This is a genomic window from Xanthobacter autotrophicus ATCC 700552 (genome assembly GCF_043194565.1).
In the GTDB taxonomy this organism is placed as follows: Bacteria; Pseudomonadota; Alphaproteobacteria; order Rhizobiales; family Xanthobacteraceae; genus Xanthobacter; species Xanthobacter autotrophicus_F.
Genome location: NZ_JBAFVS010000021.1, coordinates 60,491 through 87,062 on the forward strand (window position 1 = coordinate 60,491; position 26,572 = coordinate 87,062).

Below are 26,572 nucleotides of genomic sequence, written 5' to 3' on the forward strand. Positions count from 1 at the left end.
CCTGCCGCGTGCCGCACCGGACGCCTCACTGGGCGGCTTCGGTGGCCACCAGCTTCCAGTTGGGATCGCGCGTACCGAGGTCGCGGGCGAAGGTCCACACATCGGTCACGTCGGCCACCGTATCCGGGCTGCCGTCCACCACCGCGCCATCGGCGCCGTGGGTGACCGAGATGAGCTTGGACACGAAGCGCACCGTGAGCTGGGCATTGCGGTCGCGGACGGTCACCTCCTGAAGCTCGGCCTGCTCGATGGCGACGAACCGCGATTCCATGGTCTCGCGCCGGCTCTCGCGGTCGGCGATGGCGGCGACGAAGCCGTCATAGACATCCTTGGCGAGCAGATCCTTCAGCGCGCGGCGGTCGCCGGCGGCAAAGGCGGTCACGATCATTTCATAGGCGGCGCGGGCGCCGACCAGGAAGTGCTTGGCATCGAAGTCGGGCTCGATGCGGGCGATCTCGTCGAGGGCCGCGGCGGTGGCCGAGCCCTCCTCGGCCACGCCCTCCCAGCGGTAGGCCGGCGGGACATCGTCCACCGGCGCGGCGGCGCCGGGCGGGGTCACCGGGCGCTCGGGCAGGGGGACCACCTTGTCGGAGGCCGGCTGCGGCGGGCGGGCCGTGTCGCGGGAATAGGGATCGTAGGGCGGACGCTCGCGCCCGGTCCGTTGCCCGAGCACGCTGCGCAGGCGCACGAAGATGAAGACCGCGAGGGCCAGGAAGATGATCGTGTAAATGTCGAGCACTGCGCTTCGCCATGCCTTTCGGGCGCCGCGGCAAAGCCGCATCGCCGTGTTGCCCCGTACCGGCATCATCCCGCCGACCGCGCCGCGGGCCGAAACCGATCTCCGCTTATGTACGTCGAAGCTGCGGTCCCGCCAGCCCCCCATCTGCATGAGACGCACAGTTTGGCCGGACACACAATTTCAGTGTGAGCTTACGGCACGTGAACGCCCCGCGCCACCGCATCCACCGCCGCAGGCCGCATCGGCCCGTGGCGTGCCATCCCCGGCCGCGCTCATAACGATTGAACCCCTCTGGGGAAAGGCGACCGGCAGTTCCACGCTCCGGCCTTTGGGTGCGCGGCTCGTCCGCGCCGCACCGCTGTTCGCCGCCGGCTCCGCGCGGCTGGTCTCGGTGTCGTGAACCGGCGCGGGATGATCCTGCCGCTATGGTCGGCCATCCCCAGCCGCCGCGCCACAGCCTCAAGGAGAACGGGCAAGCCGCACCGACCGTCCGAACACCCCCTCGCAGCCGGCAACCGGCGCTTGCGTCCGGCCGGCGCTTGGCGCAGTAGAGCACGCATCCGCCCGGCTCCGACACGCCGGGCGGTTCAGGCTTTAGTTACAAGGCGCTGAGTGCAGCGGGCCTCGATTGCGATCGCATCGGCGCCGGTTCACGCGGCGCCCTATCCATCGGATTTCTCCCATGGCTCCCACCGTATTGCTTGCGGACATCGGCGGAACCACCACGCGCATCGCCCGCGCCGGGGTGGACGGGGTCCCGTTCGACATTCGTCTCGAGACCAACGATTCCTACGGTTCCATCGAGGACCTGCTGAGGACCTATCTCGAGTCGCTGGGCGGCGAGCCGCCCCGTTGCGCGGCGCTGGCCGTGGCCGGCCCCATCGATGGCGACACCGTGCGGCTGACCAACCGGAACTGGCGCTTCTCCACCGAAGGGCTCACCCGCGAGCTGTCCTTCCTGCGCCTCACCGTGCTCAACGATTTCGAGGCCTTCGCCCACGGCCTGCCGCTGCTGACCCGCGACGACCTGCTGGAAGTGGGAACCGGGCGCCGCGTCGCCGGCGCGCCCATGCTGCTCTCGGGCCCCGGAACCGGGCTCGGCACCGCCCTGATCCTGCCGCGGGAGGACGGCTACGAGGTTCTTCCCAGCGAGGCCGGCCACATGCGCCTCGGCGCGGTGACCACGGACGAGGCCCGTATCGTCGCCCATCTGGTGCGCGACCTCGGGCCGGTGGCGGTGGAGCACGTCTTGTCCGGGCCGGGACTGGTGCGGCTGCACCGCATCCTCTCCGGCGAGCAGTTGTCGTCCCACGCCATCATCAAGGCGGCGCTGGACGGCCAGCGGCAGGAGAAGGAGAGCTGCCACATCTTCCTGCGCCTGCTCGGCCGGGTGCTGGGCGACCTCGCCCTCGCCTTCGATGCCAAGGGCGGCGTCTATGTGGGCGGGGGCATCGGCCGGGCCATGGCGCCCTTGTTCACCGAAAGCCCGTTCCGCACGGCCTTCGAGGAACATCCGCCCTATCTCGACCGCCTGTCGCTCATCCCCATCCATGTGGTGACGCACGCCACCCCCGGCCTGATCGGCATCGGCGAGATCGGCCGGCGGCTGCTGGTGGACGGATAGGGGCGAACCACGGCGGTCCGCCGCCCCAGTCAGAAACGGTAGAAGCCGGTGAGCACCACGCCGTTCTCCTGCGGCGCATTGCGGGCGAAGACGGTGGACACCAGGGCAATCCCCAGCGTCACCGCCGCGCTCAGGTCGTAGGCGGCGCCGAGCTGGAGCTTGTAGTATTCGTAGGAGGTGCCGAAATACGGCCCCTCCCCCGCCCCTTCCGAGACCACGTTGAAAGACTGGAACAGGACCTGCCAGCGCTCCGCCACCCGCACGCCGAGGGTCAGGTCCAGGTGGAACTCGTCCGGCGGATCGCCGAAGCGCAGGCGCTGCGCCGCCTCCACGTCGAGGAAGGCGGCCTTGCCGAAGAGCGGGAACGCCCAGCCCGCGAGCAGCCTCAGATCAAGCTCGGCATCCTCGTAACCCACCGCCGCCGCGCTCTGGGAATTGCCGGTGCCGGGCAGGCGGCCGACCACCTGAGCGGAGACCACCACATCATTCTCATTGATGAGCCGCACCCGCGCGCCGGCGTCCGTATAGCCGGGCCCGGCATAGGAGGACGGCGCCGGCGCGCCCAGGTCCACCGCAAGGAATTGCGGGGCAATGATGAGGGTCAGCCAGTCAGAGGCGCCATATTCGAAGACGAGGGTCGCCTCCTGCTTGTCGTAGGGCCGGCTGTCGTAGAGGTCGGAGGACGGACCGAACTCGGAGCCCGAATGCACCGCGCTGCCCTGCAGGATGATTTGGCCATGCCCCTCCGCCTGCGTCCAGGCGCCCGCCCGGACCGGCGAGGAGGCAAGGAGCATGGCGACCAGCACCGACAGCGCAAGGCGCAGCGGGGCAATGCGCAGCGGGGCAGCGTGCGGAGCCGTAAAAACGGCACGCCGGCTAAGCTTCGGCCCGCCGCGACGCGGTGCAGCGAAAGCCCGTCCCCCGCGCGCTCCTTGTGCGCCCTGCGTCCCCATTGCGCCTACGCCCCAGCCCGGTTGCAATTATATGCAACTGCGAAGGCGGGTCACCACCTGACGCTAAGTGACCTTGCGTAAATTTCATCCGGGCTTGTCTTGCCGCCCTTTCGCGAACCCACCATATTGACCTCGGATGCGCAGGCTTGGTTTTGCCCGGCTGGCGCGTCATTGGATTTCTCAAAGGGGAACGACGATGTCCGATTATGATCGCAACGTCGCCGGGCGTTTCAACCCGTCGGTGGCACGCTCGCAGGCCGCGATCGACCAGGGCCTCCGCGCGTATATGCTCAGCGTCTACAACTACATGGCGCTGGGCCTCGCCATCACGGGCGCGGCGGCGCTTGGCGTTTATCTTTTGTCGGTGACCACCGATCCGAGCCAGGCGGCCGGCCAGGTGCGCGGCGGCATCATGCTGACGCAGTTCGGCTACGCGCTGTTCGTGAGCCCGCTCAAGTGGGTGGTGATGCTCGCGCCGCTGGCCGCAGTGTTCTTCCTGAGCTTCCGCGTGGAGCGCATGAGCGTCGCGGCGGCCCAAACCACGTTCTGGGTCTTCGCGGCCATCATGGGCGTGTCGCTCTCCACGATCTTTCTCGTGTACACCCACGAAAGCATCGTGCGGGTGTTCTTCATCACCGCGGCGTCCTTCGGCGCGCTGAGCCTCTACGGCTACACCACGCAGAAGGACCTGTCCGGAATGGGCACGTTCCTGATGATGGGCCTGATCGGCATCATCATCGCCTCGCTGGTGAACGTCTTCCTCGGCTCGACGATGCTGCAGTTCATCGTCTCCGTGGTGGGCGTGCTGGTCTTCGCGGGCCTCACCGCCTACGACACCCAGCGCATCAAGGAGATGTATTTCGTCGGCGACGACGTGGCGGTGGCGGGCAAGAAGGCCATCATGGGCGCGCTGACCCTGTACCTGGACTTCATCAACCTGTTCATGATGCTGCTCCAGCTCTTCGGCAACCGCAGCAACGACTGACGCTCAGGTCGCGGCGGCAACGTCGCGACCTCACGGCTGAAAGTTTCAGGCCCCGGCATGTGCCGGGGCCTTTTTCGTTGGTACCCCTTTTTCGTTGGTGTCCATGGCAAAGCCCCTCAATCCCATCGCCAGGGCATCCGCGCGGCCGCCTGATCGGGGCCACGTGATCGGGGCTACGTGATCAAGGGCACCTGGCGCCATCCGGAGCATCATTGGGTGGTGCGCGAGGGCGGGCTCTGTTAGCCGCGGCCGATGAGGGGCATCTTGGTGGCCATGATGGTCATGAACTGCACGTTGGCATCCAGCGGCAGGCTTGCCATGTAGACCACCGCGCTGGCCACATGGGCCACGTCCATCACCGGCTCCATCTTGATGGACAGGTCCGCCTGCGGCACGCCGGCCTTCATCTTCTGCGCCATGGGGGTATCGGCATTGCCGATATCGATCTGCCCGCAGGCGATGTCATACACGCGCCCGTCCAGCGACGTGGACTTGGTGAGCCCGGTGATGGCGTGCTTGGTCGCCGTATAGGGCGCCGAATAGGGCCGCGGCGAGACGGCCGAGATGGAGCCGTTGTTGATGATGCGCCCGCCGCGCGGCTCCTGAACCTTCATCACCCGGAACGCCTCCTGGGTGCACAGGAACGGGCCGGTGAGGTTGGTGTCCACCACCTGCTTCCACTGGGCGAAGGTGAGGTCTTCCAGGGGAATGGTGGGGGCGCCGGTGCCGGCATTGTTGAAGAGGACGTCCACCCGGCCGAACTTCTCCACCGTGGCGGTGAACAGGGCGCGCACCGAATCGGGATCGCTCACGTCGGTGGGCACGCACAGGGCATCGGCACCGATTCCGGCCGCCGTCTCTTCCAGCGCGTCGAGGCGCCGACCGGCCAGAGCCACGCCATATCCCGCCCCGGCCAGCGCCACCGCCACCGCCCGCCCCACGCCCGAACCCGCGCCGGTCACGATGGCGATCTTCTTCCCTGTCTTGCTCATGGCCGCTTCTCCCAAGTCTCGTCCCAAGTCCCGTCCCAAGCCTCGTCCCGAGGCTCGTTTCGTGTCTCTTGCCACGTCTGGTGCGTGACTGGTGCGGTTTTAAATCGTTTCGAATGGCTCCGACAACCGGTCGGGTCACCTTTTTAGCGTTCCGGAGCGTCAGTCGGGGGCGCGGGCCGCCAGGGCGTCGAAATCGATATAGTGGCCGGCGCGGTCGCGCTTGGAGGCGAGGTAGCGCACATTCTCGGCGGTGGGGCGGCCCAGCACCCGCTGGTCGGAGACCACATCGAGCCCGGCCGCCTTCAGCGCCGCGATCTTCTGCGGGTTGTTGGTGAAGACGCGCACCGCGTTCACCCCCAGCTGGCGCAGCATCCCGGCGGCGAAGTCGAAGCGGCGCTGGTCGAGGTCGAAGCCCAGCGCTGCGTCGGCGTCGTAGGTGTCGTAGCCTTGGGCCTGCAGGGCATAGGCGCGCATCTTGTTGGAGATGCCGTTGCCGCGTCCTTCCTGGTCCAGATAGAGCAGGATGCCGCCCTCGCCCTCCGCCATGCGGCGCACGCTGTCGCGCAGCTGGTCGCCGCAATCGCACTTCAGCGAGCCGAACAGATCTCCGGTGAGGCAGGCCGAATGCAGCCGCACCGCCACCGGCGCGGACAGGTCGGGACGGCCCACCACGATGGCCACCTGATCGCGCAGGCCCTCGCCGCCGCGGAAGACCACGAATTCCGTCTCCGGCGCGCCTTCCAGCGGCACCGGCGCACGACCGACGATGGCGAGCCGCGTCACCTGGGCCACGCGATAGGCCATCACGTCCGCCGCATCCACCATGAGGAGGCCGGCGACCGGCGCCGCCGGTACCACGCACACCACGGCGGCGGGCAGGACGAGGGCAAGGCCCAGAAGCTCCAAAGCGGCGTGGTCGATGGCATTGGCCGGCGCCACCGGCGCATCCACACGCGCCTCCGGGCGCAGGGCGAGGGCCGCAACGCGCATGGCATCCAGCGTGGGGAGGGAAACGGAACCGGCCTGGGCGCGCGGGGCGCCCAGCTTCAAGAGGCGCGGCGCCGGCAGGACGAGGCGGGCCTCGCCGGCCCCCGCGGCGGCAAGGGCAGTGGCGGCAGCGGCGTCGAAGGCCTCGGCGCCGATGACCAGCACCGTCGCGCCGCTCGCCGCAAGACGCACGCCGCGCCCGGCGCGCAACTCCGCCAGCGCCCGCTCCACCGCCATCTCACCAGCGCCCCGGCCAAGGCCGAGACCGTCAACCACCGTTGTCATGAAGACCCCTTATACCATCGGCCTCGGTCATCGACCGGACCCAAGCGGGTTACGCTCCTACGCCGCACGGGCTTGACCCGCGGCCCATGGGGCAAGCCCATGGTCCGCCGGCAGTGCAGGCAGAGGCGGCGCCGCAAAGCGCCGGAAAAAGATCCACGAACGCAGCAGGGGCGTAACAAATCAGGGCGTATGGCGTTCCTGCTGCACATGCTCCATCTCTACGGCGGGCGAGAACCGATGGATGACACGACCCGGCGGCGGTCTCCGCATCACGCGACCACCGTCCCTGAAGTGGCGATACGTCACTGCCTTCACAAGGGAGAACGGCCCTTCGTGGTGGCCCAGCTCGGCCAGTCGCTGGACGGGCGCATCGCGACGCCTTCGGGCGATTCCAAGTACATCAACGGCCCGCATGCCCTCGATCACCTGCACGCCCTGCGCGCCGGCGTGGACGCCGTGATGGTGGGGGTGGGCACGGTCATCGCCGACGATCCGATGCTCACGGTCCGCCGCGTGGCAGGCCAGAGCCCGGCACGGGTGGTCATCGATCCGTCCGGCCGCGCCGATCCGTCCGCCCGCTGCTTCACGGCGGACGGCGCCCGCCGCATCGTGCTGCGCCGGGCCGGGATCGCTGCGCCCGTCGCCGAAGGGGTGGAAGTGATCGCCCTGGAAGAAGCGGGCGCCTTTGCGCCGGCCGCCATGCTGGATGCCCTGGCCGCCCGCGGCCTGACGCGCATCCTGGTGGAAGGCGGGGCGCACACGCTCTCGGCCTTTCTGGAGGCGGGATGCCTTGATGCCCTTCACGTTTTCGTGTCTCCGGTCATCCTCGGCGCCGGCCGAATCGGACTGACACGCAAGGCGTGCGACACTCTGGCAGACGCCCTGCGGCCCGCCGCCCGGGCGCATGTGTTTCCGGACGGAGACGTGCTGTTCGCCTGCGATCTCGCCCGAGGCGCCGGCACGGTTGGCGACCTCGACCGTCCGCAACAAGCCGGGAGGGAGGGCCAAGCCCATGACAACCGAACGCACGACGACCGAGCCCAGGACGACCGAACGCTCGACGACCAAGCCGGCGATATCCGATCCGGCGATGGCCGCAGCCGCCGCACCCGCCGCCTACGTGCGGCCGGCTAGATGGCTGCACTGGATCATGGCGGCGCTCGTGCTCGCCGTGATCCCCGCCGGCTTCATCATGATGAACCTGCCGTCCGGGCCGGCGCAGGACTGGTTCTTCGACCTCCACCGCTCCATCGGCTTCACCATCCTGTGCCTCGCGGTGCTGCGGGTGGTGGTGCGTATCCTCAATCCGCCCCCGCCCCGTCCCGCGAACCTGCCCTTTGCGCTGTGGCTGGGCGCCGAGGTCGTGCACTACGCGCTCTATACGCTCCTGCTGGTGATGCCGCCGCTGGGCTGGCTCGCCTCCAACGCCTTCGGTTCGGCGGTGAGTGTGTTCGGCCTGTTCACCCTGCCCAATCTCGTGGGCAAGGACGACGCCCTCGCCGACCTCTTCGGCGGCTGGCACCAGCGGTTCGCCTATCTGATCACGGCGCTGGTGATCCTGCACATCGCAGCCGGCCTCTGGCACGGCATCGTCAAGCGCGACGGGGTGCTCTCGCGCATGCTGCCCCATCTGGCGCGCCGGCAGGCATGACAGGCCATGTGCGGGGCTTGCGCGGGGGCCGTTGACATGCCGGCGAAGCAATCCTACCACTTGTACGGCCGGCCGGTTTGTAATGCAGGATGGGTCGAGACATCGGCCCCTCCATAGGGGATCAAATCGCATGGCCCTACGCGTGTCCGGAAAGAATATCGACGTGGGCGAAGCCCTTCGTCTGCGTCTCACCGAGCGGGTCTCCGAAGTCCTCGCCAAATACTTTGATGGCGGATGGTCGGGACATGTCACCGTCTCCAGGGATGGTTCGGGCTACCGCTCCGAATGCCTGCTCCACCTCGATTCAGGTGTGAACCTGCAAGCGCATGGCAGTGCCCAGGACGCGAACTCCTGCGCCGATTCCGCAGTGGAGAAGATCGAGAAGCGCCTGAGGCGCTATAAGCAGCGCCTCAAGGATCGGCACGGCCACGGCAATGCGGGCAACGACTTCGCCGCCCAGAGCTACGTCCTCAGCGCCGCCCCCGAGGGGGAGAGCGACGAGGAACTGGAAGGCTGGAGCCCCACCGTCGTCGCCGAGCAGGTGAGTCGTCTGCGTTCGCTGTCGGTCGCCGAGGCTGTGGTGGATCTCGATATCACCGGAGCGCCGGTGGTGGTGTTCCGCCATGCGGGACATGGGCGGGTGAGCGTGGTCTATCGCCGCCCGGACGGCCACGTGGGCTGGATTGATCCCGCGGCTGACGATCTGCACTAGAGCACGCGCCGGTCAGATTGCATCGCAATCCGACCGGATCGTGCTCTACCTTGGAGTGAGAGGGCGTTTTCGAGCTACCTGGCAAAAGCTGGTGCATGTTCGGCGAACCGGTGTTTGCTGAACATGCCCTAGAGCGCAATCCGATCAGATGGCACCGACCTGACCGGAAACCCGCCCTCTAACATATTGAACGGTATTGGGATTATCGGTCGGGGTGAAGCGATCCGAACGGCTCCGGCCGGAAACCGTTCGGGCCGCGTGCGGGCCGTGGCTTGAGCGCGGCGCGCGATCCCAGTAAGGGAGGCCGCGACGACTTCCTCCGGGAGGGGGTGACCCTCCTTGTGTTGAACAGAGACGGATCGGGCCGGGCGGCGAAGCAGGACCTTGCTTCCCCGCCCGGCATCCGGCTCTCGCGTCCGCCGCTTTTTTCGAGCCTCGGCCGCTCGCCGCAGGGATCCGATCCATGCCTCTCGCCGACCTCCTCGCTCCGGAAGCCATTTTTCCCATGCTGCGGGCGAGCAGCAAGAAACAGGCTCTCCAGGAATTGTCGCACCATGCGTCGGTCCTGATGGGCCGCGACCAGCGGGAGATCTTCGAGACCCTGCTGCAGCGCGAGCGCCTCGGCTCCACCGGCGTCGGCAACGGCATCGCCATTCCCCACGGCAAGCTGCCGGGGCTGACGAAGCTGTTCGGGATGTTCGCCCGGCTGGAGAAGCCCATCGATTTCGAATCGCTCGATGGCGCTCCGGTGGACCTGATCTTCCTGCTGCTCGCGCCGGAAGCCGCCGGCGCCGACCATCTGAAGGCGCTGGCCCGCGTCGCCCGCATGCTGCGCGATCCGGACGTGGTGGAAAAGCTGCGCGCCAACCGTGACGCCGGCTCGATTCACACCCTGCTCACGGCAACATCGGCCTCCAACGCGGCCTGAGCACGCCTCATGGCCTCACCGAGCTGGGCATCAGCGCCGCGAATCAGCGACCTGCCGCACAAACCAGCCTCAGCAGGGCCGGAAACGTGCGGCAGCCGTTCGTTTCGTCAGGGCCCGGCACCAAGCCCGATCAATGCACGCTGACGGGCACCAGCTGGTGCTCCATGGCATTGGCCAGTGCCGCCTCGCGGCTGTCCGTGAGCATGATGGGTGTGCCGTCCGCCGCATGCAGGGTGAACAGCTTCATCCCCGGTGCGATCTGCGGCGCCTGCGGGAACAGGGCCTGCACGTCCTCCGAGCGGATGGACCGCACATAGGCGATCTCGCCGCCGCCGAGGACCGCAAGGGCTTCGGGGGTGATTTCCGCCGGGGTGATCTGGTTTTCGGTATCGTGTGTCATCTTTAAAACTCCTCACTCCGGGCAATGCGGCACAGCTCCCCTCACGGGCGGGAGACGATGTCGATGCGCTTGGCGTGGCGAGCGGGTTCCGGGCGAACCAGATCCACCGAGAGCAGCCCGTTCTTCAGTTCCGCTCCGAGCACGTTCATGCCCTCGGCCAGAACGAAGGTGCGCTGGAACTGCCGGGCTGCGATCCCCCTGTACAGGAATACGCGACCTTGGCCATCCTCGACCTGACGGCCCCGGATGGTCAGTTCCTTCTCGTCGAGGACAACTTCGAGTTGTTCCGCCGTAAAGCCCGCCACCGCCAGTGTAATCCTGAGGCGCAGCGGCTCGCCGGCGGCTTCGATCCTCTCCACATTGTAGGGAGGATATCCCTCGGCACTCTTGGCGACGCGATCGAGCGCCCGCTCGACCTCGTCGAACCCCAAGAGAAAGGGGGACGACAGCGAAGACATCCGCGACATCGGTCAAAGCCCTCGTCAAGCGACTTTGCATTGCCGGGCGCGCACCGCTCCGGCCGCGCCCGCCGAGGCCCTTACGGCACCCCGACCCTGCCGATATGGGGAGCAAATCCCATCCGTGCAAGACGGCCCCGGTTGCGGGCGCACCTCAGCTTAGAGCGTTTTCGAGCGAAGTGGATGCCGGTTCGCGTAAAGAAAGCGCGTGAACTCAATAACCTAGAGAATTTCCCCGATTCAGTGAAACGGGGAAATGCTCTAGGCCGCCCGGCGCGGACCGACCGCGGCGCGGGGGGCGAAGCTGTCGGCATCCGCCGCCTGCCAGTCGGCCCCGTAGGCCGTCTCGTCCGGCGCCTCCAGCAGCGCGCCGGCGGCCAGGAAGGGATAGAGCCGGTCCAGCGGCTTCACCTCGATGGGGCTCACCCGGTGCCACACATGGTGCGGCAACAGTTCGCCGGGATGGGAGAGGCCCGCCGCCGCCACCAGCTCGGCCAGCGCATGCACCGTATGCCGGTGATAGCTTTCCACGCGCTCGGCCTTCTCCGGCACCACCAGCCCGCGCTGGAGGTGGGGATCGTTGGTGGTGACGCCGGTCGGGCAGGTGCCGGTGTGGCAGCGCATGGACATGACGCAGCCCAGCGAGAACATGAAGGCACGGGCCGCGTTGCACCAGTCGGCGCCGATGGCCATGTTCGCCGCCATGGAGAAGCCGGAGGTGACCTTGCCCGATGCGGCAAGCCGCACCTCCTGGCGCAGCCCGGTGCCCACCAGGGCGTTGCGCACCAGGATGAGACCTTCCCGGAGCGGCATGCCGAGATGATCGGCGAGCTCCGGCGGGGCCGCCCCGGTGCCGCCCTCGGCGCCGTCCACCACGATGAAATCCGGCCGGATGCCGGTCTTCAGCATGGCCTTGGCCAAAGCGAACACCTCGCTGGGATGACCCACGCAGAGCTTCAGCCCCACCGGCTTGCCGCCGGACAACTCGCGCAGCTGGGCGACGAACTCCATCATCTGCGCCGGCGTCGAGAAGGCGGAGTGGCGAGCGGGGGAGATGCAGTCCTCGCCCATGGGGATGCCGCGGGTCTCGGCGATCTCCGGCGTCACCTTGGCGGCGGGCAACACGCCGCCGTGGCCGGGCTTGGCCCCCTGGGAAAGCTTGATCTCCACCATCTTCACCTGGTCGTCGGCGGCGCGCTCGGCGAAGCGCTCGGGCGAGAAGGTGCCGTCGCGGTTGCGGGCGCCGAAATAGCCCGAGCCCAGCTCCCACACGATGTCGCCGCCATGGGTGCGGTGATAGGGCGAAAAGCCGCCCTCCCCGGTATCGTGATAGAAGCCGCCGGTCCTGGCCCCGAGATTGAGCGCCTCGATGGCATTGCGCCCCAGCGAGCCGAAACTCATGGCCGAAATATTGAGAACCGAGGCGGAATAGGGCTTGGCGCAGGCCGGGCCGCCCACGCTCACGCGGAACGGCTCGTGCGCCACCGGCTCCGGGGCCAGCGAATGGGTCATCCACTCATATTCGGCGGAATAGGTGTCCAGCTCGGTGCCGAAGGGCTGGCGGTCTTCCTGGTTCTTGGCCCGCGCATAGACGATGGAGCGCTCATCACGGTTGAACGGGCGCTCGGAGAGGTCGTCTTCCATAAGATACTGGCGCAGATAGGGTCGCAGCGCCTCGAATACCCACCGCGCCGAGCCGATCACCGGATAATTGCGCAACAGTGAGTGCTCGGACTGGGTGATGTCGAACACCCCCACCAGAACCAGCGGAAACAAGACGCAGAACACGATCAGCCACGCCGAGCGGTCCGTGAAGGACAGAATCAGGCTCAACAGGGTGACGGCCACCAGCGCGATGAAGACGCTGTAGCGGGCAAGCAGCGCCGCGAGGCTGGGGGAGATCAGGCGGCGGCTTGGGGGGGCAGGCAAGGAGGCGGCAGGTAAGGAGGCGGCAGGTAAAGGGGCGGCAGTTGCAGGCTTTTCGGCGTTCCGCGCGGCAGCGTGTGGCTCTTGGGCTCTGTGCATGGCAGCGATCCTCCCGACGCCAAGCTAGGGCATTTCCGCGTCCCGATGAACGCGAAACTGCCCTAGCTGATTGTTTTAATGTGTTTTCTTCGCGCCACTGCAGAGGTACGCCTCAGGCCGTGGCCCTCGCCGTCTCGGCAAAGCGGTCGGCTAGGGCACGGATGACCGGGATCTGGGCGGGAAGCTCGCTCCAGTAGCGGCGGTGCAGTTCCAGGTTCACCACCGTGCCGGGGGAGAAACGGCAGCGGGCGGCCACGTCATCCCATTTGATGCTGCCCCAGCCCACCGGCAGGTGCAGGTCGCCCTCGCCCAAAGCGAGGCGCTCGGCCTCGTCCATGGTCCAGCTCTCCAGCGGCCGACCGAAGCTGTCGTGCACATGGACGTGCCGCACAAAGGGGGACAAAGCTCTGATCTCGTTGAGAAAGTCGACCCGCGCCTCGGTGGCGCGGAGGAAGGCGTGGCTCACGTCCAGGGTGGCCCGCACATGGGGGTGGTCGAGGGCGTCCAGCTCGCCGGCAAGGCGCGAGGGCAGCGCCGTCTCGCGCATGGGCTCGAAGCGGAAGATGTTTTCAACGCAGAGGGTTACACCCACCTCCCCGGCCTTGTCGCCGGCCCGCGCAAGGGCGTCGCGCTGACGGGAATAGGCCACGTCCACATCGTCGTCGCCGCGCACGCAGCCGGTGTGGAGGACGAGGTTGACCGCCCCCAGGGCGCCGGAGATGGCGATCATGGCGTCGAGCACCGCCTCATGGCGGGGAAGGCGGGCCTTGGGGGACATGAGATTGATGGCGAGCGGCCCATGCACCGTGTAGCCGAAGGGCCGGTCGCGGGTCATGGCCACCAGCCGGTCGAGGCGGTCCTGAAGCACCCGCCCGTCCACCACCAGCGTCCAGGCGAAGGCCGGAAGCTCAACGAAATCAACGCCCAGGGCCTCAGCCTCGTCGAGCTTTTCGGGCAGGTCCTCGAACTCCGGCGCATTGGCGCGGATCGAATAGCCGATGCCGCGAATGGCGGCGGCGGGCGTGCGGGCATCCATGGTGGATCTCCTGATCAGCGCCGCCGAACCGGCGGTAGGGGCATTGCACCGTCATCATACTGCAGGACGATGACAATCGTGCGGAGCATACGGCAACGGCCAGGTTCAGGCCGGCTTCGGTTCGATCGGTCCATTGGCCGGCCCGATGCCCGATCCGGGGCGGGGGGTGAGAAACGCGTCGAGGAAGGCGTCGAGCCAGCGGCACACCGCCCCGTCATAGCGCCCCCATCCGTCCAGATGCGCCTCGCGGGGCTGGGCGCCCGGGCTGGTGAGACGGTGGGCGCCGCGCTCGGTCCAGGCGCACATCATCTCCCGCGTCACCTCGGGGTGGAACTGGAGGCCATAGGCGGTGCCGCCATAGCGGAACGCCTGGTTGGGGAAATCCGCCCCGGTGGCCAGCAGGTCGGCCCCCGCGGGCAGGTCGAAGCCCTCCGAGTGCCAGTGGTAGACATGGCTCGGCCACGGCATCAGCGCGGCGCCGGCGCCGGTGGCAGCGAGCGGATAATAGCCGATCTCGCAGGCGCCCGCCTCATGGGGCGCGACGCGGGCACCCAGGGCCCGGGCCATGAGCTGGGCGCCGAGGCAGACGCCGAGGCTGGGGGTGGTTGAGGCCAGCGCCCGCTCCAGCAGGCGGATTTCCTCCGTGATGAAGGGACTGGGATCATTGGCGCTCATGGGGCCGCCGAACACCACCACGCCGTCATGGCCGTCGAGCCGCTCGGGCAGGGCGTCGCCCAGGGCCGGACGGCGCACGTCCAGGACATAGCCGCGCCGCTCAAGGCGCTCGCCGATGCGGCCAGGGGTGGAACGCGCCTGATGCAGCACCACCAGCACGGTACCGGCCGGAGGCGCCACGCGTGTCGCGGCGGAACCGTCCGCCGGCTCCAGACTTACGGGCACAAAGCCTTTGCCAGAGCTATTCCGGTTGCTCACCGCCAGTTTCCGTCTCCTCCCGGACCTCGCGGCGGATGCGGATGCGATCGCGCGAGCCGACGTTCAGAAGCTCGGCCGCACGCCACACGAGGTTGTCCTCGAATTCGCTCAGGCCGCCATCGGCATAGGCGACCTCGAACATCATCTCCACGATGCGGCGGCGGCCCTCGTCGTCCAGCGCGCGGTTGAGCACGCTGGTGAAGGCATAAAGATCCACTGCCTCGGCATCCTTGGCAATGGCAAGCTCGACCAGGGCCTCGCTCTCTTTCTCGTCCAGCCCGAAGCGGTTGGCGAGGATGGCCCGCAGCACGGCCTGCTCCTCCACTGTCACCGCCCCGTCGATGGACATCACGTGCACCAGCAGGGCAGCCGCGGCGAGGCGGTAGTCGGTCTCGTCGAACGCCGCCGCCTCGCGGGCGCCGCCGGTGATGTCGGTGATGAAGTCGGAGAGGGTGCGGAACATGCGCCTTCAATCCTTAGTCGGGCAATCCTTGGTCGGGACTGATCCGGCTGTGCCATGCCGCCTTTCGCCGCGCAAGAGCGACGCGCGCGGCGATACGGGCGGCGGTACGCGCTCGTTGGGGAGTCCGGCACCCACCGAATTAAGGTTGGAACCTGTCCCCATTCATAGAGTTTACCTTGCAGCAGGCTGAAGATGAAAGTCTTTTCCTGTCTACAAAATTGAGATGGATGATTGTTCAGTGTCGATATCGCGAGCGCACAGGATTCACCCGCTGACGCTGAAGCTTGCGCCCTGATCGCATCGACCTGAGCCATTCGCGCATCCGCAAATTCCGTGAGGAGAAAATCATGAACAAGATGCCGATTTACGCTGCAGCCGCGACCATTCTTCTTTCCACCACCGCCATGGCCCAGACGACGGTGCCGCCTGCCATGCCCAACACCCCGGCCGCCACCACCCCGATGACGCCGGGCACCGGCATGGGCCATGGGAGCCAGGCCTTCATCCAGCAGCAGCGCGCCGACCAGCATCTGGCCTCCACCCTCATCGGCATGTCGGTCCACGGCGCGGCCAACGAAAATCTGGGCGAGATCAATGATCTGGTCCTCGACCGCAGCGGCAATGTATCGGCCGCGGTGATCGGCGTCGGCGGCTTCCTCGGCGTCGGCGAGAAGGACGTGGCGGTGCCGTTCCAGGCGGTGGAGGTCACCCGCAACACCGACGGCAAGAATCGCCTGGTGCTGCGCAAGACCAAGGACGAACTGAAGGCCGCGCCGGAGTTCGCCAGGTACGAAGCGGCTCCCGCCACCACCGGCAGCGTGACGCCGACCCGTCCCGCCACGCCGCCCGCAACCACCCGCTGACCGGCGGCTTACGAACGGCCATCCGCCGCCCCGGTCTTCCGGGCGGGGATGGCCCGGCGGGGAGACGGGAGCCGGACGGCTCCCGTTTTCTTTTGGCCGCGGGCCTGAGTAAACCCACGCGGCGCCCGTGTCTCAGTTTGAAATGGAGCACAGTCGGAACATCAGGCTTTCAAACCGAGACACCACCTGCCTCCCGCCTCATGGATCCGCCGCGCCGAAGCCTTCAAGGTTGAATCTGGCGCCCGATCAAGGGCATTGTGGCGGCCCGTTCGCTGCAGGAGCATGGATGAACCTGTCCAGCCGGGGCCTTGCCGGCCTTTTTCTCAAAGTCATCTCTGAACCGCGCTCGCTCCCATCGCGGCTTGCCGTCGCCTGCGTCGTGGTGGCGACGGCATTCGGCCTGCGCTACGGGCTCAGCCTGTCGCTGCGGGAACTGGCGCCGTTCCTGTTCCAATTGCCCGCCATCATCGTGGTGACGCTGATCAGCGGCGCACGCGTCGGCTTCGGGGCCGTGGTGGCACTGGTGCTCGCCAATGGCGCGCTGGTGCCGGCCGGCGCGTGGAGCGATCTTGGCAGCAATCTTGGCAACACCCGCAACGGCAGCTTCGGTGCGGTGGCGGCCCTGTTCTCCTTTACGGTGAACGCTCTTGGCCTCTGGATCATCGGCACGCTGATGCGGGTGAGCGTCCGGCGCCTGAACGCCACCCACGGCGCGCTTCTGGCGGCGGTGGCCGAGCAGAACACCGTGGTGGCGACGCTGGAAGCCCTGCTGCACCACGCGCCCGTGGGCTTCGCCTTCTTCGACGGCCGGCTGCGCTTCATGCGGGTCAACGAGACGCTGGTCCGCATGGTGGGCATTCCGGCCGGCGCGCATGTGGGCCGCTCCCTCGCCGACATGCTGCCGCAGCTCTCCGACGCCATCACCCCGGGACTGGAACAGGTGCGCGCCACCGGGTCCGTCCTCGCCGACGTGGAGGTGGAAGGCGCCACCCCGGCGGCGCCGGGCGTGTGGCGCCACTTCCTGGTCAGCTTCTTCCCGGTGCGTACCCAGGGGGAGGCCATCGGGCTGGTGGGCATGATCGTCACCGAGATCACCGGCCGCAAGACCGCCGAGAAGGCGCTGGCCGAGAGCGAACAGCGCTACCGCCTCCTCGCCGAGGCCCTGCCCAAGATGGTCTGGACCGCCACGCCCGACGGCAAGGGCGACTATTATAACCGCCGCTGGGCCGAATATACCGGCGTCACTCCGCCGGCGGGCGAGGTGGCGGAGTGGCACACCTTCCTGCATCCGGAGGACCAGGCCGCCGCCCTGGACGCGTGGAAGGGCTCCCTCGCCTCGGGCGATTCCTACAGCCGCGAATGCCGGTTCCGCGCCGGCGACGGCAGCTATCGCTGGTTCCTGTGCCGCGCGGTCCCGGTGCGCGACGACGACGGGCGCATCGACCGCTGGTACGGCAGCTGTACGGATATTTCCGAGATCGTCGCCGCCCGCGAGGCCCTCGCCCGCACCAACGAGGATCTGGAGCGCCTCGCCAGCGCCCGCACCCTGGAACTGGCGCAGGCCAATGCCTTGCTCAAGCAGGAGATGGACGACCGCCTGAAGGCCGAGGCGCAGCTGCGCCAGGCCCAGAAGATGGAGGCGGTGGGCCAGCTCACCGGCGGCATCGCCCACGACTTCAACAACCTGCTCACCGTCATCATCGGCAATCTGGAGGCCGCCGAGCGGCGGGTCTCCAGGGACGCGGCGAACACGGAGGCGGCCGAGATCCGCCGCTTCCTCGACTATGGCCGCCAGGGCGCGCTCCGGGCCGCGACCCTGACCCAGCAATTGCTCGCCTTCTCGCGCCGCCAGCCGCTGGACCCGCGCCCCACCGACATCAACAAGCTGATCACCGGCATGTCCGACATGCTGCGCAGCGCGCTGGGCGAGCGGGTGACGGTGGAGACCGTGCTGGCCGGCGGCCTCTGGCGCGCCGAGATCGACCACAACCAGCTGGAGAACGCCATCCTCAACCTGGGGGTGAACGGGCGTGACGCCATGCCCTCCGGCGGCACACTCATCATCGAGACCGCCAATGCCTATCTCGACGAAGCCTATTGCGCCGCCCACGAGGACCTGGAGCCGGGCCAGTACGTGGCCGTCATCGTCTGCGATACCGGCACCGGCATGGCGGAGGAGGTGCGGGCGCGGGCGTTCGAACCCTTCTTCACCACCAAGGGCCCGCGCGAGGGCACCGGCCTCGGCCTCAGCCAAGTCTACGGCTTCGTCAAGCAGTCGGGCGGCCACGTGATGATCTACAGCGCACCCGGCGAGGGCACCACGGTGAAGCTCTATCTGCCGCGCCATCCCGACGACGTGGCGAGCGAGCCGGTCGCCCCCCACCCGGCGCGCGCGCACCACAGCGGCGGCGCCCGCGTGCTGCTGGTGGAGGAGGACGCCGCGCTCCGTAAGCTCGGCGCCGCCACCCTGCGCGAGGCGGGATACGCGGTGGCGGAGGCCGCGGACGTCGGGGCCGCCCTCGCGGCGCTGGAGGCGGGCGCCACGCCCGACCTGCTCTTCACCGACCTGCACCTCGGCGTGGGCGAGGAGGAGCGCCCTTTGGGCGGGCGCCATCTGGCCGACGAGGTGCGGCGCCGGCTCACCACGGTAAGGGTGCTATTTACGACCGCTTATGCAAAAAATGCCGCTGTCCATCGTGGACGGCTGGACCATGGGGTGCGCCTCCTGACCAAGCCGTTCACCCAGGCGGAGCTGGTCGCGAAGGTGAAGGACGTGCTGGAGGCGCCGGGAAACCGCGGCACCGTGCTCCTGGTGGAGGACGAGCCGTTCGTCGCCATGGTGGCCCGCCAGATCCTTGAGGATTACGGCTTCGAGGTCACCGTGGCATCCCACGGCCACGCCGCCCTCGCCCATGCCGAGGCGGCGGTGGCCGACCTGTCGCGCAACGCCCTGGTGCTGGCGGTGGTGGATGTGGGCCTGCCCGACCTGCGCGGCGACGAGGTGGTGCGCCGGCTCGGCGCCATCGCCCCCGACCTGCCGGTGATCATCGCCACCGGCTACGGAACCCAGGACCTGGAGGGCGAGTTCGGCGGATCGCCGCGGATCGCCCTCATGGGCAAGCCCTATGACGGCGCCACCCTGCGCAACGGACTGCGCAAGCTCGGCTTTGACATCGAAAGCGAATGAGGGCGTGTGGGAGCGGGCGGCGCCCACTCCCATTATCGCAACCCGATCAGCGGCGCAGCAGGATCTGGCCGAGGATGACACCGACGCCGGCGGCGATGGCGCAGGCGGTGACCGGCTGCTCGCGGATGCTCTCGCGCAGGGTCAGATAATGGCCCTCGGCCCAGTCGGACACGTCCTCGGCAGCGCTCGACGCCTCGCCCTTGGCACCCTTCACACCATGCTTGGCGGTCTTGCCCAGGGTCTCGATCAGCTGGGCGAAATCCGCCCGCAGCTGGTCGAGGTCGGCGCGGACATCGCTCAGGCCGGGCTCGGCGGTGGTGCTTACGATCTCGGGCTTCTGGACCATGTGGTATCTCCACGGAAAATTGACTGACGAGAGGCCCCAAAAAGAAGCCTCACCAACGGCTGACGGGCCTGGCCGCACCGGACGCCGCCCTGCTGTAGAGACGACCGTCCCGGCGCGATGGTTCCAGCCGGACCCCAAACGTCTTCAGGCGGTCTTCGCCTTGAGGGTCTCGGGCGCGGCCTTCGCCTCGTGGAAGAACAGCGCCTGGGCGATGGTGGCTTTCACCGTCTCGGTCAGGAACGGCTTGGTGATGAGATAGGTCGGCTCCGGCCGCTCGCCAGTGAGCAGGCGGTCCGGGAAGGCGGTAATGAAGATCACCGGCACATTGAAGCTCTCCAGGATCTCGGTCACCGCCTCGATGCCCGACGAGCCGTCGGCGAGCTGGATATCGGCGAGCACCAGGCCGAAATTGCCGGCCCTGGCCAGTTCCACCGCCTTGGAATGGGTGGGGGCGACGCCGATGACCTCGTGGCCCAGCTCGCTTACCAGCGTCTTGAGGTCGAGGGCGATGACCCACTCGTCCTCGATGATGAGGACGCGGGTGGCGATCTGGCGGTCGATCTCGCGCTGCGCCGCCACCACCTGGGCCTCCACCTCGTCGAGGGAGGTGCCCAGGATGTTGGCGGTCTCGGCGAAGGAGAAGCCCTCCATGGCGGTCAGGAGCAGCGCCACGCGCGAGGACAGGTCCATGGCCTGGAGGCGCTGGTCGGCGCGCGAGGGCACGGCGCCGCCCTGCGGCTGGCGGTTCCACACCTCGTGGAACGCCTTGTAGAGCGCGACGCGGGGCGAGACGGCGGCATCCACCGCCACCTTGCGGTCCAAAATGGCCTGGAGCGTGTTCTGGACCAGGAGATCGCCGGCCGCCTGCGAACCCACGAGCGCCCGCGTATAGCGCCGCAGGAATGGAAGCTGCTTGACGAGCGAGTTCGATGCCATGCGCAATCCCTTGGACCTGACCTGTTGGACTCCAGCCTGCCCCACCGGACCCGGCGCAGCGCGAACTTTCGAAGCGCTGGCTTTCGAAGCGCGAACTTTGCCGGACGCCTGCCGCAAGCTGAAGCGACAGATGTTAAACCCTCGTAACGCCCAAGCCGCACAGGAAGTTCCCGCGCTGCGGGAACCTTGGACCGCGCGTCGCATTGTACCCAAAGGTTGGTGAGCCTCACACATCAGTCTCGGGCAAGCCCGCGCGGCGGTTAAGCCATCCTTTTAGCGCCGGTCGAAGATCGCGGCGATAGAGTATTATAATGCTCGCGCAGACGAGCTTAAGCGGCGAGTTTCCGGTTTCGGCCGCAGCTCGTCAAAAAGAGGCGCGGGCGCGGGCTTCCGGTCGGCCGGACCATCCGCGGTCCTTGCGGAGCGATCATGGACTTGGGCAAGGCGGAGGCCGCACGGGCACGCAACAGGGAGCGCAGTGCCATATTTGCCTCGGCAACCGGGCAGCCCCGCTCGCTTTTCGACAGCGTTCGCCGCCGCCTTGTCCTCGTCGTCCTGCTTGCGCTGGTGCCCATCGCGGTGCTCAATATCGCCCAGGGCGTGGCTCAGCTCTCCGACGCGGAGGAAGATGCGCGCCAGCGCCTGCTCCAGCAGGCCGTGGCCGCCGCCGGCACCCAGCAGAACATCTTCGCCTCCACGGAAAACGTGCTCTATGCCCTGAAGAACGTGGAGGAGGTGCGCACCGCGGGACCCACCTGCGCCGCCACCCTTCGGGGCGCCACCATCAGCCTGCCCTTCGCCGCCAATATCGGCGTGCTCGATGCCCAGGGACGGGTGACCTGCGCGGCCCTGCCCTTTCCCGACCGCGCGGCGGGCGACGAACTCTGGTGGAAGGACGCCATAGCCAGAACGGGCTTCAGCCTGGTCGGCCCGGCGCACAGCCCCGGCGCCAATCTGGATGTCCTGGTGGGCGTCCTGCCCCTGCGCGACGCCGCCGGGCGACTGGAAGGCGCCATCGCCATGGGCATCGATATCAGCTGGCTCGACAATCTCCTGAGGCAACAGACCCCACCCTCTGCGGGCATCGTCGCCCTGTTCTCAAGCCGGGGCCAGGAGCTGGTGTCCAACGCCCGGGCCATGAGCGCCGCCCTGTTCCATCAAGAGCTGTTCCAGACCGAGGGGCAGGATCTGCGCAGCACCCTCCACGACAGCACCGATCCCGCCGGCCGGAACTGGACCTTCGCCACCGCGCCACTGGGGCGCGACGGGCTCACCGTGGCCTTTGCCATGCCGTCCGACCGGCTGTTCGGCTGGACCTTCGTGACGGTGGCGGCGAGCATCGCCTTGCCGGCTCTCATCATCGCCCTGTCGCTGGCCGCCCTGTGGGTGGCGGTGGATCGCATCATCCTGCGCTGGCTGCTCTATCTGCGCCGGGTGACGGCGGTCTATGCCCAGGGCCACTACGGCTTCCGCCCCACCCGTCTTGATGCGGCGCCCTCGGAATTCCGCGTGCTCGGCCATTCGGTGGAGAACATGGCCTTCGCCGTGCGCCACCGCGACGCCCGCCTGCGCGAGAATCTCGCCGAGAAGACCGCGCTGGTGCGCGAGATCCACCATCGCATCAAGAACAGCCTCCAGGTGGTGGTGAGCCTGCTCAGCCTCTACGGATCGGGCATCGGCAAGAGCGAGGACCGCCGCCGCTTCGACCAGCTGCGGCTCCGGGTGAACACCCTCGCCCTGGTGCATCGCATCCTCTACGAGGCCAACGACGGCTCGCAGGTGCACCTGCGCGAGCTGCTCGGCGAACTGGCTTCGCTGATCGAGGGCAGCACCGACACCAGCGTGCGCATCACGGTGGAGGCGCAGGACGTGCCCCTGCCCACCGACATGGCGGTGCCCCTCGCCCTCATGGTGGTGGAGGTGGTGCTGAACCTTGCCCTGCCGCAGGGTCCCAGCCCCGCCCCGCTGGTATTGAGCGGCAGCCGCAGGGGCGATCGCCTGCACCTCGCCTTGCGCAGCGGGGCCGGACGCTGGGACGAGAAAGGCTCGACCACCGACCTTGCCACCGGCTTCGCCGCCCAGCTCGGAGGCAGCCTCAGCCGCAGCGACGAGGCGGGCGGCGGCATGGTGGTGGCCGGGGACTTCCCCTGCCGCATGGGCTCCCCACCGAAAGCCGGCCAGGGCGAGTGAGATGTCCGCGAGACCCGGCCAGCGAGACCCGGCCAGCAAGTCCCGGCCAGCAAGTCCCGGGCAGGAATGGACCGGACCGGTCGCCAAGCGTTCGGCCGAAAGTGGCTGCTTTTCCCGGGACATGCACCATCGGGGCGGAAGCCGGCTCAATCTTGGGCGGTTCAATCGGAACCGGAGCCGCCCTGGCTCGTTGTCCTATGAGCACGCACTGATTGGCCTGCGCAGCAAGCGGACCAGACATCGCGTTGTTTTGGATCGCGAGACGGATTCGCCGGAACATCTGATCGGATCCGGCTCCAGGGGTATCGCCGTGGCGATATGGTCCCCATTGGCAGGAGCGAGAGCATATGGACAAGGCTCGAACCAAGGGCACGTCGCAACGCGGGTTCGCCGCCATGGACGCGGAGAAGCAGAAGGCCATTGCCCGCAAGGGCGGTGAAAGCGTTCCCGCCGAAAAGCGCAGCTTCTTCCAGAACCGCGCGCTGGCGGCGGAAGCCGGACGCAAGGGGGGCCAGAGCGTCGCCGACGAGCATCGCAGCTTCTCGCGGGACCGGACGCTGGCCTCGCAGGCCGGGCAGAAGGGCGGCCAGAAAAGCAGCCAGTCGGGCGGCACCCCGCCCACCGGCAGCACCTCCTGAGCGCCGTCGCTGGATACCGACGCTGAAGATGGAACCGGCAGGGTCGTCGCGACGTTGACCGATACACCGGCCGCGCTTCTGTGCGGGGCAGGTGGTGTGATCCATGTCGTCGGCACGGTCCGGCAAGGGCCGGCCGGGGCCGGTGATTTCGCGGAGGGCGCTGCTATGCGAGGGCTGTTCTTCTTGCCGCTCTTCTTGCCGCCCAGCCCTTGTCCGATGCACCGGACAAGCGGGCGTTCCGTATAGGATCGGGTGTCCAGACCGACTTCCGCCCTTGCTGACACCGGACCCTTGCCAACACCCGAGTTGCCCAACCTGTTCGCCCGAAAGATAGGCTGCCGAATGGACTTGCTCGCGGATCGCGAAAGGGAACACACGGAAAGGGGTCGTCGAGAGATGGATGCCGCTGCCCTGCGCACGCAGGTGCTCGAATTTCTTCCGGCGCTCCGCGCCTTCGCGCGGTCGCTCACCCGCAACCGCACGGAAGCGGACGACCTGGTGCAGGAAACCCTGCTCAAGGCCCTGTCCAACATGGACAAGTTCGATCCGGGAACGAACCTGCGCGCGTGGCTGTTCACCATCCTGCGCAACACCTACTACACCGAGATCCGCAAGCGCCGCCGCGAGAATGACGGCATGAGCGCATTGGCCCAGCAGGACACCAATATCGGCCCCAGCCAGGAATGGTCGGCGACCCTCTCCTCCCTCAAGGAGGCCCTGGCCAAGCTGCCCGACGACCAGCGCGAAGCCCTGGTTCTGGTGGGCGCGGCGGGACTCTCCTATGAGGAAGCGGCGGAGGTGTGCGGCTGTGCCCTCGGCACCATCAAGAGCCGGGTGAACCGCGCCCGCGCCAAGCTGCTTGTCCTCATGGGCGCCGAGACCACGGCGGACGTGGTGGAAGGCGACGCCGTCGCCATGTCCGCCGCCCGCAGCATGGGCTGATTTCGCGCGCCTGATTTCGCTCAGCTCATTTCGCTCAGACGCCGCGCGGGCTTTTGAACAGTTGATTTCGCTCAATCGCCGCGCGGGCTTGGACCGGGACCCGCCGTCAGTCCGGCTCCCAGCCGGGCGGGGCCAGTTCGAAGCCCTCGAACCGGAATGCCGGCGCCACGGTGCAGCCCACCAGCGTCCAGGCGCCGCGGCTTTCCGCCGCCTGCCATGCGAATGGCGGCACCACCGCCTGCGGTCGCTCTCCCGTCTTGAGATTCGGCCCCAGCACCACCGCGCGCCGGCCGTCGCCATCGGCGATGGCAAGGGTCAGCGGCGCGCCGGCATGCCAGTGCCAGACCTCGGCCGCGTCCACCCGGTGCCAGTGGGAGCGCTGGCCCGCCGCCAGCAGGAAATAGATGGCCGTGGACGCGCCGCGCGCCTCCACCGCAACATCCCGGCCCGCAGGCGCATCCCGGAAGGTCTCGCGGAAATGCCCGCCCTCCGGGTGCGGCTGGAGCTCAAGGAGGGCGATCACCTCCTCCGCGGACAGGCCGTTCTCCGCCGACAGGCCATTGAGCGCGTCAGCCACCATTCAGCCCTTGAAGCCGTTCTTGCGGCTGCGCAGCTCGGTGAACACGGCGGCCGGCTCCGCGCCGGCCATGTCGAGGCGTTCCGCCATGGCCGGATCATCCGCGCGCAGGAACGGGTTGGCGGCCAGCTCGTCGCCGAGCCGCGAGGGGATGGTGGGGGTGCCGGCATCCCGCTTCTTCTGCGCCTCGCCATAGAGCCGCACGAGGGTCGCGTTGTCCGGGTCCACCGTGGCGGCGAAGCGGGCGTTGGCGAGGGTATATTCGTGGCCGCTGTAGACCTGGAGGTCCTCCGGCAGCGCGCGCAGGCGCTGCAGCGAGTCCCACAGCACCGGCGGCTCGCATTCCAGCGGACGGCCGCAGCCCAGCGTGAACAGGGTGTCGCCGGCAAACAGCAGTTTTTCACCCTCGAACAGATAGGTGGCCGGGCCGGCGGTGTGGCCGGGGGTCTCCAGCACCCGCCCCACCAGGGAGCCCACCGCCACCGGATCGCCGTCCACCACCGCCACGTCGAGGCCGGGGATCTGGTCGGCCTCGGATTTCGGCCCCACCACGGTGGCGCCGTATCGCGCCTTCACCGCCGGGATGCCCTGGGTGTGGTCGGCGTGGTGATGGGTGACGAGGATGTGGGTGAGGTTCCAGCCCTCCTTCTCCAGGGCCGCGATGACCGGGGTCGCCTCCGGCACGTCCACCACGGCGGTCGCCTCGGTGACCGGGTCGTGGATCAGGACGGCATAATTGTCGGACAGGCAGGGAACGAGGCGGATTTCGGCTGGCACGGTCTCGGGTCTCCGAAGCGCGAGCGGAAGGCGTTCGACATCGCGCCCGAATGGGTTGCGGACGCGGCCGGCATGATCCTCTATTAAGCCGCCGAGCGGAAGAGCGGCCGGCGGGGTGTGCACACCTCGCGTTCGGCAGACCGGTGGCGGCCGGGAAAAGGGGACCCATGTTTCTCGACGTCGTCGACCTGCGCAATTTCTACGCCCAGCCTCTCGGCATCATGACGCGGCGCCTGCTGGGACGGGCCATCCGCGCGCGCTTCGACGACGTGACCGGCCTCAGGGTGCTCGGCCTTGGCTATGCGACGCCCTATCTCGGGGTGTTCCGCGAGGAGGCCGAGCGGTGCCTGGCGGTGATGCCGGCGGCGCAGGGGGTGGTGCGCTGGCCCTCCGCCGCGCCGACGCTGGCCACCCTCGCCGACGAGACCCTGCTGCCCTTCCCCACCTCGAGCATGGACCGGGTGGTGGTGGTGCATGCGCTGGAGATGACCCCCAATGCCGCCGAGCTGCTGAACGAGGTCTGGCGGGTGCTGGCGCCCGGCGGGCGGCTGCTGGCCGTGGTGCCCAACCGGCGCGGCGTCTGGGCCCGGCTCGACACCACCCCGTTCGGCAATGGCCGCCCCTTCTCCCGCGGCCAGGTGGTGACGCTGCTGCGGCAGGCCCTGTTCACCCCCGTGGGCTGGAACGAGGCGCTGTACGCGCCGCCGAGCCGCTGGTTCCTGCGCACGGCGGTGGCATGGGAGCGCGTCGGCGCCCGGCTCGCCCTGCCGTTCTCGGGGGTTCTGGTGGTGGAAGCCACCAAGCAGCTCTACCGCCCCATCCCGGCCCGCAAGCCCCATCTCGCCCCGGTGCTGGAACCGGCCCTCGACGGCCGCCTCGTGGGCGGCGCGGCGCCGGCGGGGTGAGGGTGAGGGGGAGGGGGAGGGGGGTGGCATCGCAGTCCTT

At 68.4% G+C, this 26,572-nt stretch carries 26 protein-coding genes; 12 read left to right on the forward strand and 14 right to left on the reverse strand.

Annotated elements, in window-relative coordinates; all coding sequences use genetic code 11:
• Positions 1-25: 25 nt before the first annotated feature.
• Positions 26-739: a Tim44/TimA family putative adaptor protein gene (locus V5F48_RS19065; protein WP_394110416.1), complete on the reverse strand. Its 714-nt coding sequence runs from the start codon at positions 737-739 to the stop codon at positions 26-28.
• 682 nt (positions 740-1,421) lie between these two features.
• On the opposite strand from V5F48_RS19065, the gene V5F48_RS19070 reads away from it, so the two are divergent.
• Positions 1,422-2,363: a glucokinase gene (locus tag V5F48_RS19070; RefSeq protein WP_394110415.1), complete on the forward strand. Its 942-nt coding sequence runs from the start codon at positions 1,422-1,424 to the stop codon at positions 2,361-2,363.
• Positions 2,364-2,392: 29 nt separating this feature from the next.
• Here the strand turns inward: V5F48_RS19070 and V5F48_RS19075 are convergent, their stop codons facing one another.
• On the reverse strand, positions 2,393-3,157 hold the full coding sequence (locus V5F48_RS19075; protein WP_394259980.1) for a hypothetical protein: 765 nt from the start codon (positions 3,155-3,157) through the stop codon (positions 2,393-2,395).
• 355 nt (positions 3,158-3,512) lie between these two features.
• Here V5F48_RS19075 and V5F48_RS19080 point away from each other — a divergent pair, with 355 nt between their 5' ends.
• Positions 3,513-4,301 carry a Bax inhibitor-1/YccA family protein gene (locus tag V5F48_RS19080; protein WP_394259981.1) on the forward strand — a complete coding sequence of 263 codons (789 nt, stop codon included), beginning with the start codon at positions 3,513-3,515 and terminating at the stop codon, positions 4,299-4,301.
• A 239-nt stretch (positions 4,302-4,540) separates the two neighbouring features.
• On the opposite strand, the gene V5F48_RS19085 is transcribed toward V5F48_RS19080, so the two are convergent.
• Together V5F48_RS19085 and ribA are read right to left on the reverse strand one after the other, a co-directional pair.
• Positions 4,541-5,293 (reverse strand): SDR family oxidoreductase, encoded by a 753-nt coding sequence (locus V5F48_RS19085; protein WP_394110412.1) that lies wholly within the window; start codon positions 5,291-5,293, stop codon positions 4,541-4,543.
• 159 nt (positions 5,294-5,452) lie between these two features.
• A complete protein-coding gene (ribA, locus tag V5F48_RS19090; RefSeq protein WP_394259982.1) occupies positions 5,453-6,565 on the reverse strand; it encodes a GTP cyclohydrolase II RibA in 1,113 nt (370 codons plus the stop codon).
• A 189-nt stretch (positions 6,566-6,754) separates the two neighbouring features.
• On the opposite strand from ribA, the gene V5F48_RS19095 reads away from it, so the two are divergent.
• The 4 genes from V5F48_RS19095 to ptsN all read left to right on the forward strand — a co-directional run bounded on the left by V5F48_RS19095 (position 6,755) and on the right by ptsN (position 9,856).
• A complete protein-coding gene (locus tag V5F48_RS19095; protein WP_394259983.1) occupies positions 6,755-7,699 on the forward strand; it encodes a RibD family protein in 945 nt (314 codons plus the stop codon).
• Positions 7,656-8,216 (forward strand): cytochrome b, encoded by a 561-nt coding sequence (locus V5F48_RS19100; RefSeq protein ID WP_394259984.1) that lies wholly within the window; start codon positions 7,656-7,658, stop codon positions 8,214-8,216. Before V5F48_RS19095 ends, V5F48_RS19100 begins: the two co-directional genes overlap by 44 nt.
• A 130-nt stretch (positions 8,217-8,346) precedes the next feature.
• Positions 8,347-8,928: a ribosome hibernation-promoting factor, HPF/YfiA family gene (gene hpf / locus V5F48_RS19105; RefSeq protein ID WP_394110408.1), complete on the forward strand. Its 582-nt coding sequence runs from the start codon at positions 8,347-8,349 to the stop codon at positions 8,926-8,928.
• Positions 8,929-9,391: 463 nt separating this feature from the next.
• Complete coding sequence (ptsN, locus tag V5F48_RS19110) at positions 9,392-9,856, forward strand: PTS IIA-like nitrogen regulatory protein PtsN (RefSeq protein WP_394110407.1); 465 nt, start codon at positions 9,392-9,394, stop codon at positions 9,854-9,856.
• A 130-nt stretch (positions 9,857-9,986) separates the two neighbouring features.
• On the opposite strand, the gene V5F48_RS19115 is transcribed toward ptsN, so the two are convergent.
• The 6 genes from V5F48_RS19115 to V5F48_RS19140 form a co-directional block, all read right to left on the reverse strand.
• Positions 9,987-10,256 (reverse strand): BQ00720 family protein, encoded by a 270-nt coding sequence (locus V5F48_RS19115; RefSeq protein ID WP_282642427.1) that lies wholly within the window; start codon positions 10,254-10,256, stop codon positions 9,987-9,989.
• Positions 10,257-10,297: 41 nt separating this feature from the next.
• Complete coding sequence (locus tag V5F48_RS19120) at positions 10,298-10,723, reverse strand: Hsp20 family protein (RefSeq protein ID WP_394259985.1); 426 nt, start codon at positions 10,721-10,723, stop codon at positions 10,298-10,300.
• A gap of 252 nt (positions 10,724-10,975) precedes the next feature.
• The gene (locus V5F48_RS19125) at positions 10,976-12,739 is read right to left on the reverse strand and encodes an FMN-binding glutamate synthase family protein (protein ID WP_394259986.1); all 1,764 of its coding nucleotides are present in this window, start codon (positions 12,737-12,739) and stop codon (positions 10,976-10,978) included.
• Between the two features lie 112 nt (positions 12,740-12,851).
• Positions 12,852-13,775, reverse strand: a complete 924-nt coding sequence (locus V5F48_RS19130; RefSeq protein ID WP_394110405.1) for a sugar phosphate isomerase/epimerase family protein — start codon at positions 13,773-13,775, stop codon at positions 12,852-12,854.
• A 105-nt stretch (positions 13,776-13,880) separates the two neighbouring features.
• Positions 13,881-14,630 (reverse strand): glutamine amidotransferase, encoded by a 750-nt coding sequence (locus V5F48_RS19135; RefSeq protein ID WP_394110404.1) that lies wholly within the window; start codon positions 14,628-14,630, stop codon positions 13,881-13,883.
• A 61-nt stretch (positions 14,631-14,691) separates the two neighbouring features.
• Complete coding sequence (locus V5F48_RS19140; RefSeq protein ID WP_394110403.1) at positions 14,692-15,171, reverse strand: tellurite resistance TerB family protein; 480 nt, start codon at positions 15,169-15,171, stop codon at positions 14,692-14,694.
• A gap of 347 nt (positions 15,172-15,518) precedes the next feature.
• On the opposite strand from V5F48_RS19140, the gene V5F48_RS19145 reads away from it, so the two are divergent.
• Together V5F48_RS19145 and V5F48_RS19150 are read left to right on the forward strand one after the other, a co-directional pair.
• Positions 15,519-16,034: a PRC-barrel domain-containing protein gene (locus tag V5F48_RS19145; protein WP_394259987.1), complete on the forward strand. Its 516-nt coding sequence runs from the start codon at positions 15,519-15,521 to the stop codon at positions 16,032-16,034.
• 286 nt (positions 16,035-16,320) lie between these two features.
• The gene (locus V5F48_RS19150; RefSeq protein WP_394259988.1) at positions 16,321-19,221 is read left to right on the forward strand and encodes a PAS domain-containing protein; all 2,901 of its coding nucleotides are present in this window, start codon (positions 16,321-16,323) and stop codon (positions 19,219-19,221) included.
• A gap of 46 nt (positions 19,222-19,267) precedes the next feature.
• On the opposite strand, the gene V5F48_RS19155 is transcribed toward V5F48_RS19150, so the two are convergent.
• Both V5F48_RS19155 and V5F48_RS19160 read right to left on the reverse strand, forming a co-directional pair.
• Positions 19,268-19,567, reverse strand: coding sequence for an ElaB/YgaM/YqjD family protein (locus V5F48_RS19155; protein ID WP_394111313.1), 300 nt, complete (start codon positions 19,565-19,567; stop codon positions 19,268-19,270).
• A gap of 144 nt (positions 19,568-19,711) precedes the next feature.
• Complete coding sequence (locus V5F48_RS19160; protein WP_394259989.1) at positions 19,712-20,503, reverse strand: response regulator; 792 nt, start codon at positions 20,501-20,503, stop codon at positions 19,712-19,714.
• Positions 20,504-20,932: 429 nt separating this feature from the next.
• Here V5F48_RS19160 and V5F48_RS19165 point away from each other — a divergent pair, with 429 nt between their 5' ends.
• From V5F48_RS19165 to V5F48_RS19175, 3 genes are all read left to right on the forward strand, one after another.
• On the forward strand, positions 20,933-22,693 hold the full coding sequence (locus tag V5F48_RS19165; RefSeq protein ID WP_394259990.1) for a sensor histidine kinase: 1,761 nt from the start codon (positions 20,933-20,935) through the stop codon (positions 22,691-22,693).
• Positions 22,694-23,040: 347 nt separating this feature from the next.
• Positions 23,041-23,331: a con-10 family general stress protein gene (locus V5F48_RS19170; RefSeq protein WP_394259991.1), complete on the forward strand. Its 291-nt coding sequence runs from the start codon at positions 23,041-23,043 to the stop codon at positions 23,329-23,331.
• 396 nt (positions 23,332-23,727) lie between these two features.
• On the forward strand, positions 23,728-24,273 hold the full coding sequence (locus V5F48_RS19175; protein WP_394259992.1) for a sigma-70 family RNA polymerase sigma factor: 546 nt from the start codon (positions 23,728-23,730) through the stop codon (positions 24,271-24,273).
• A 106-nt stretch (positions 24,274-24,379) separates the two neighbouring features.
• Here V5F48_RS19175 and V5F48_RS19180 read toward each other — a convergent pair whose 3' ends face one another.
• Together V5F48_RS19180 and gloB are read right to left on the reverse strand one after the other, a co-directional pair.
• Entirely contained in the window at positions 24,380-24,853 is a 474-nt protein-coding gene (locus V5F48_RS19180; RefSeq protein WP_394259993.1) for a cupin domain-containing protein, read from the reverse strand.
• Complete coding sequence (gene gloB, locus V5F48_RS19185) at positions 24,854-25,627, reverse strand: hydroxyacylglutathione hydrolase (protein ID WP_394259994.1); 774 nt, start codon at positions 25,625-25,627, stop codon at positions 24,854-24,856.
• 167 nt (positions 25,628-25,794) lie between these two features.
• On the opposite strand from gloB, the gene V5F48_RS19190 reads away from it, so the two are divergent.
• Positions 25,795-26,532: a class I SAM-dependent methyltransferase gene (locus V5F48_RS19190; RefSeq protein ID WP_394259995.1), complete on the forward strand. Its 738-nt coding sequence runs from the start codon at positions 25,795-25,797 to the stop codon at positions 26,530-26,532.
• Positions 26,533-26,572 lie beyond the last annotated feature (40 nt).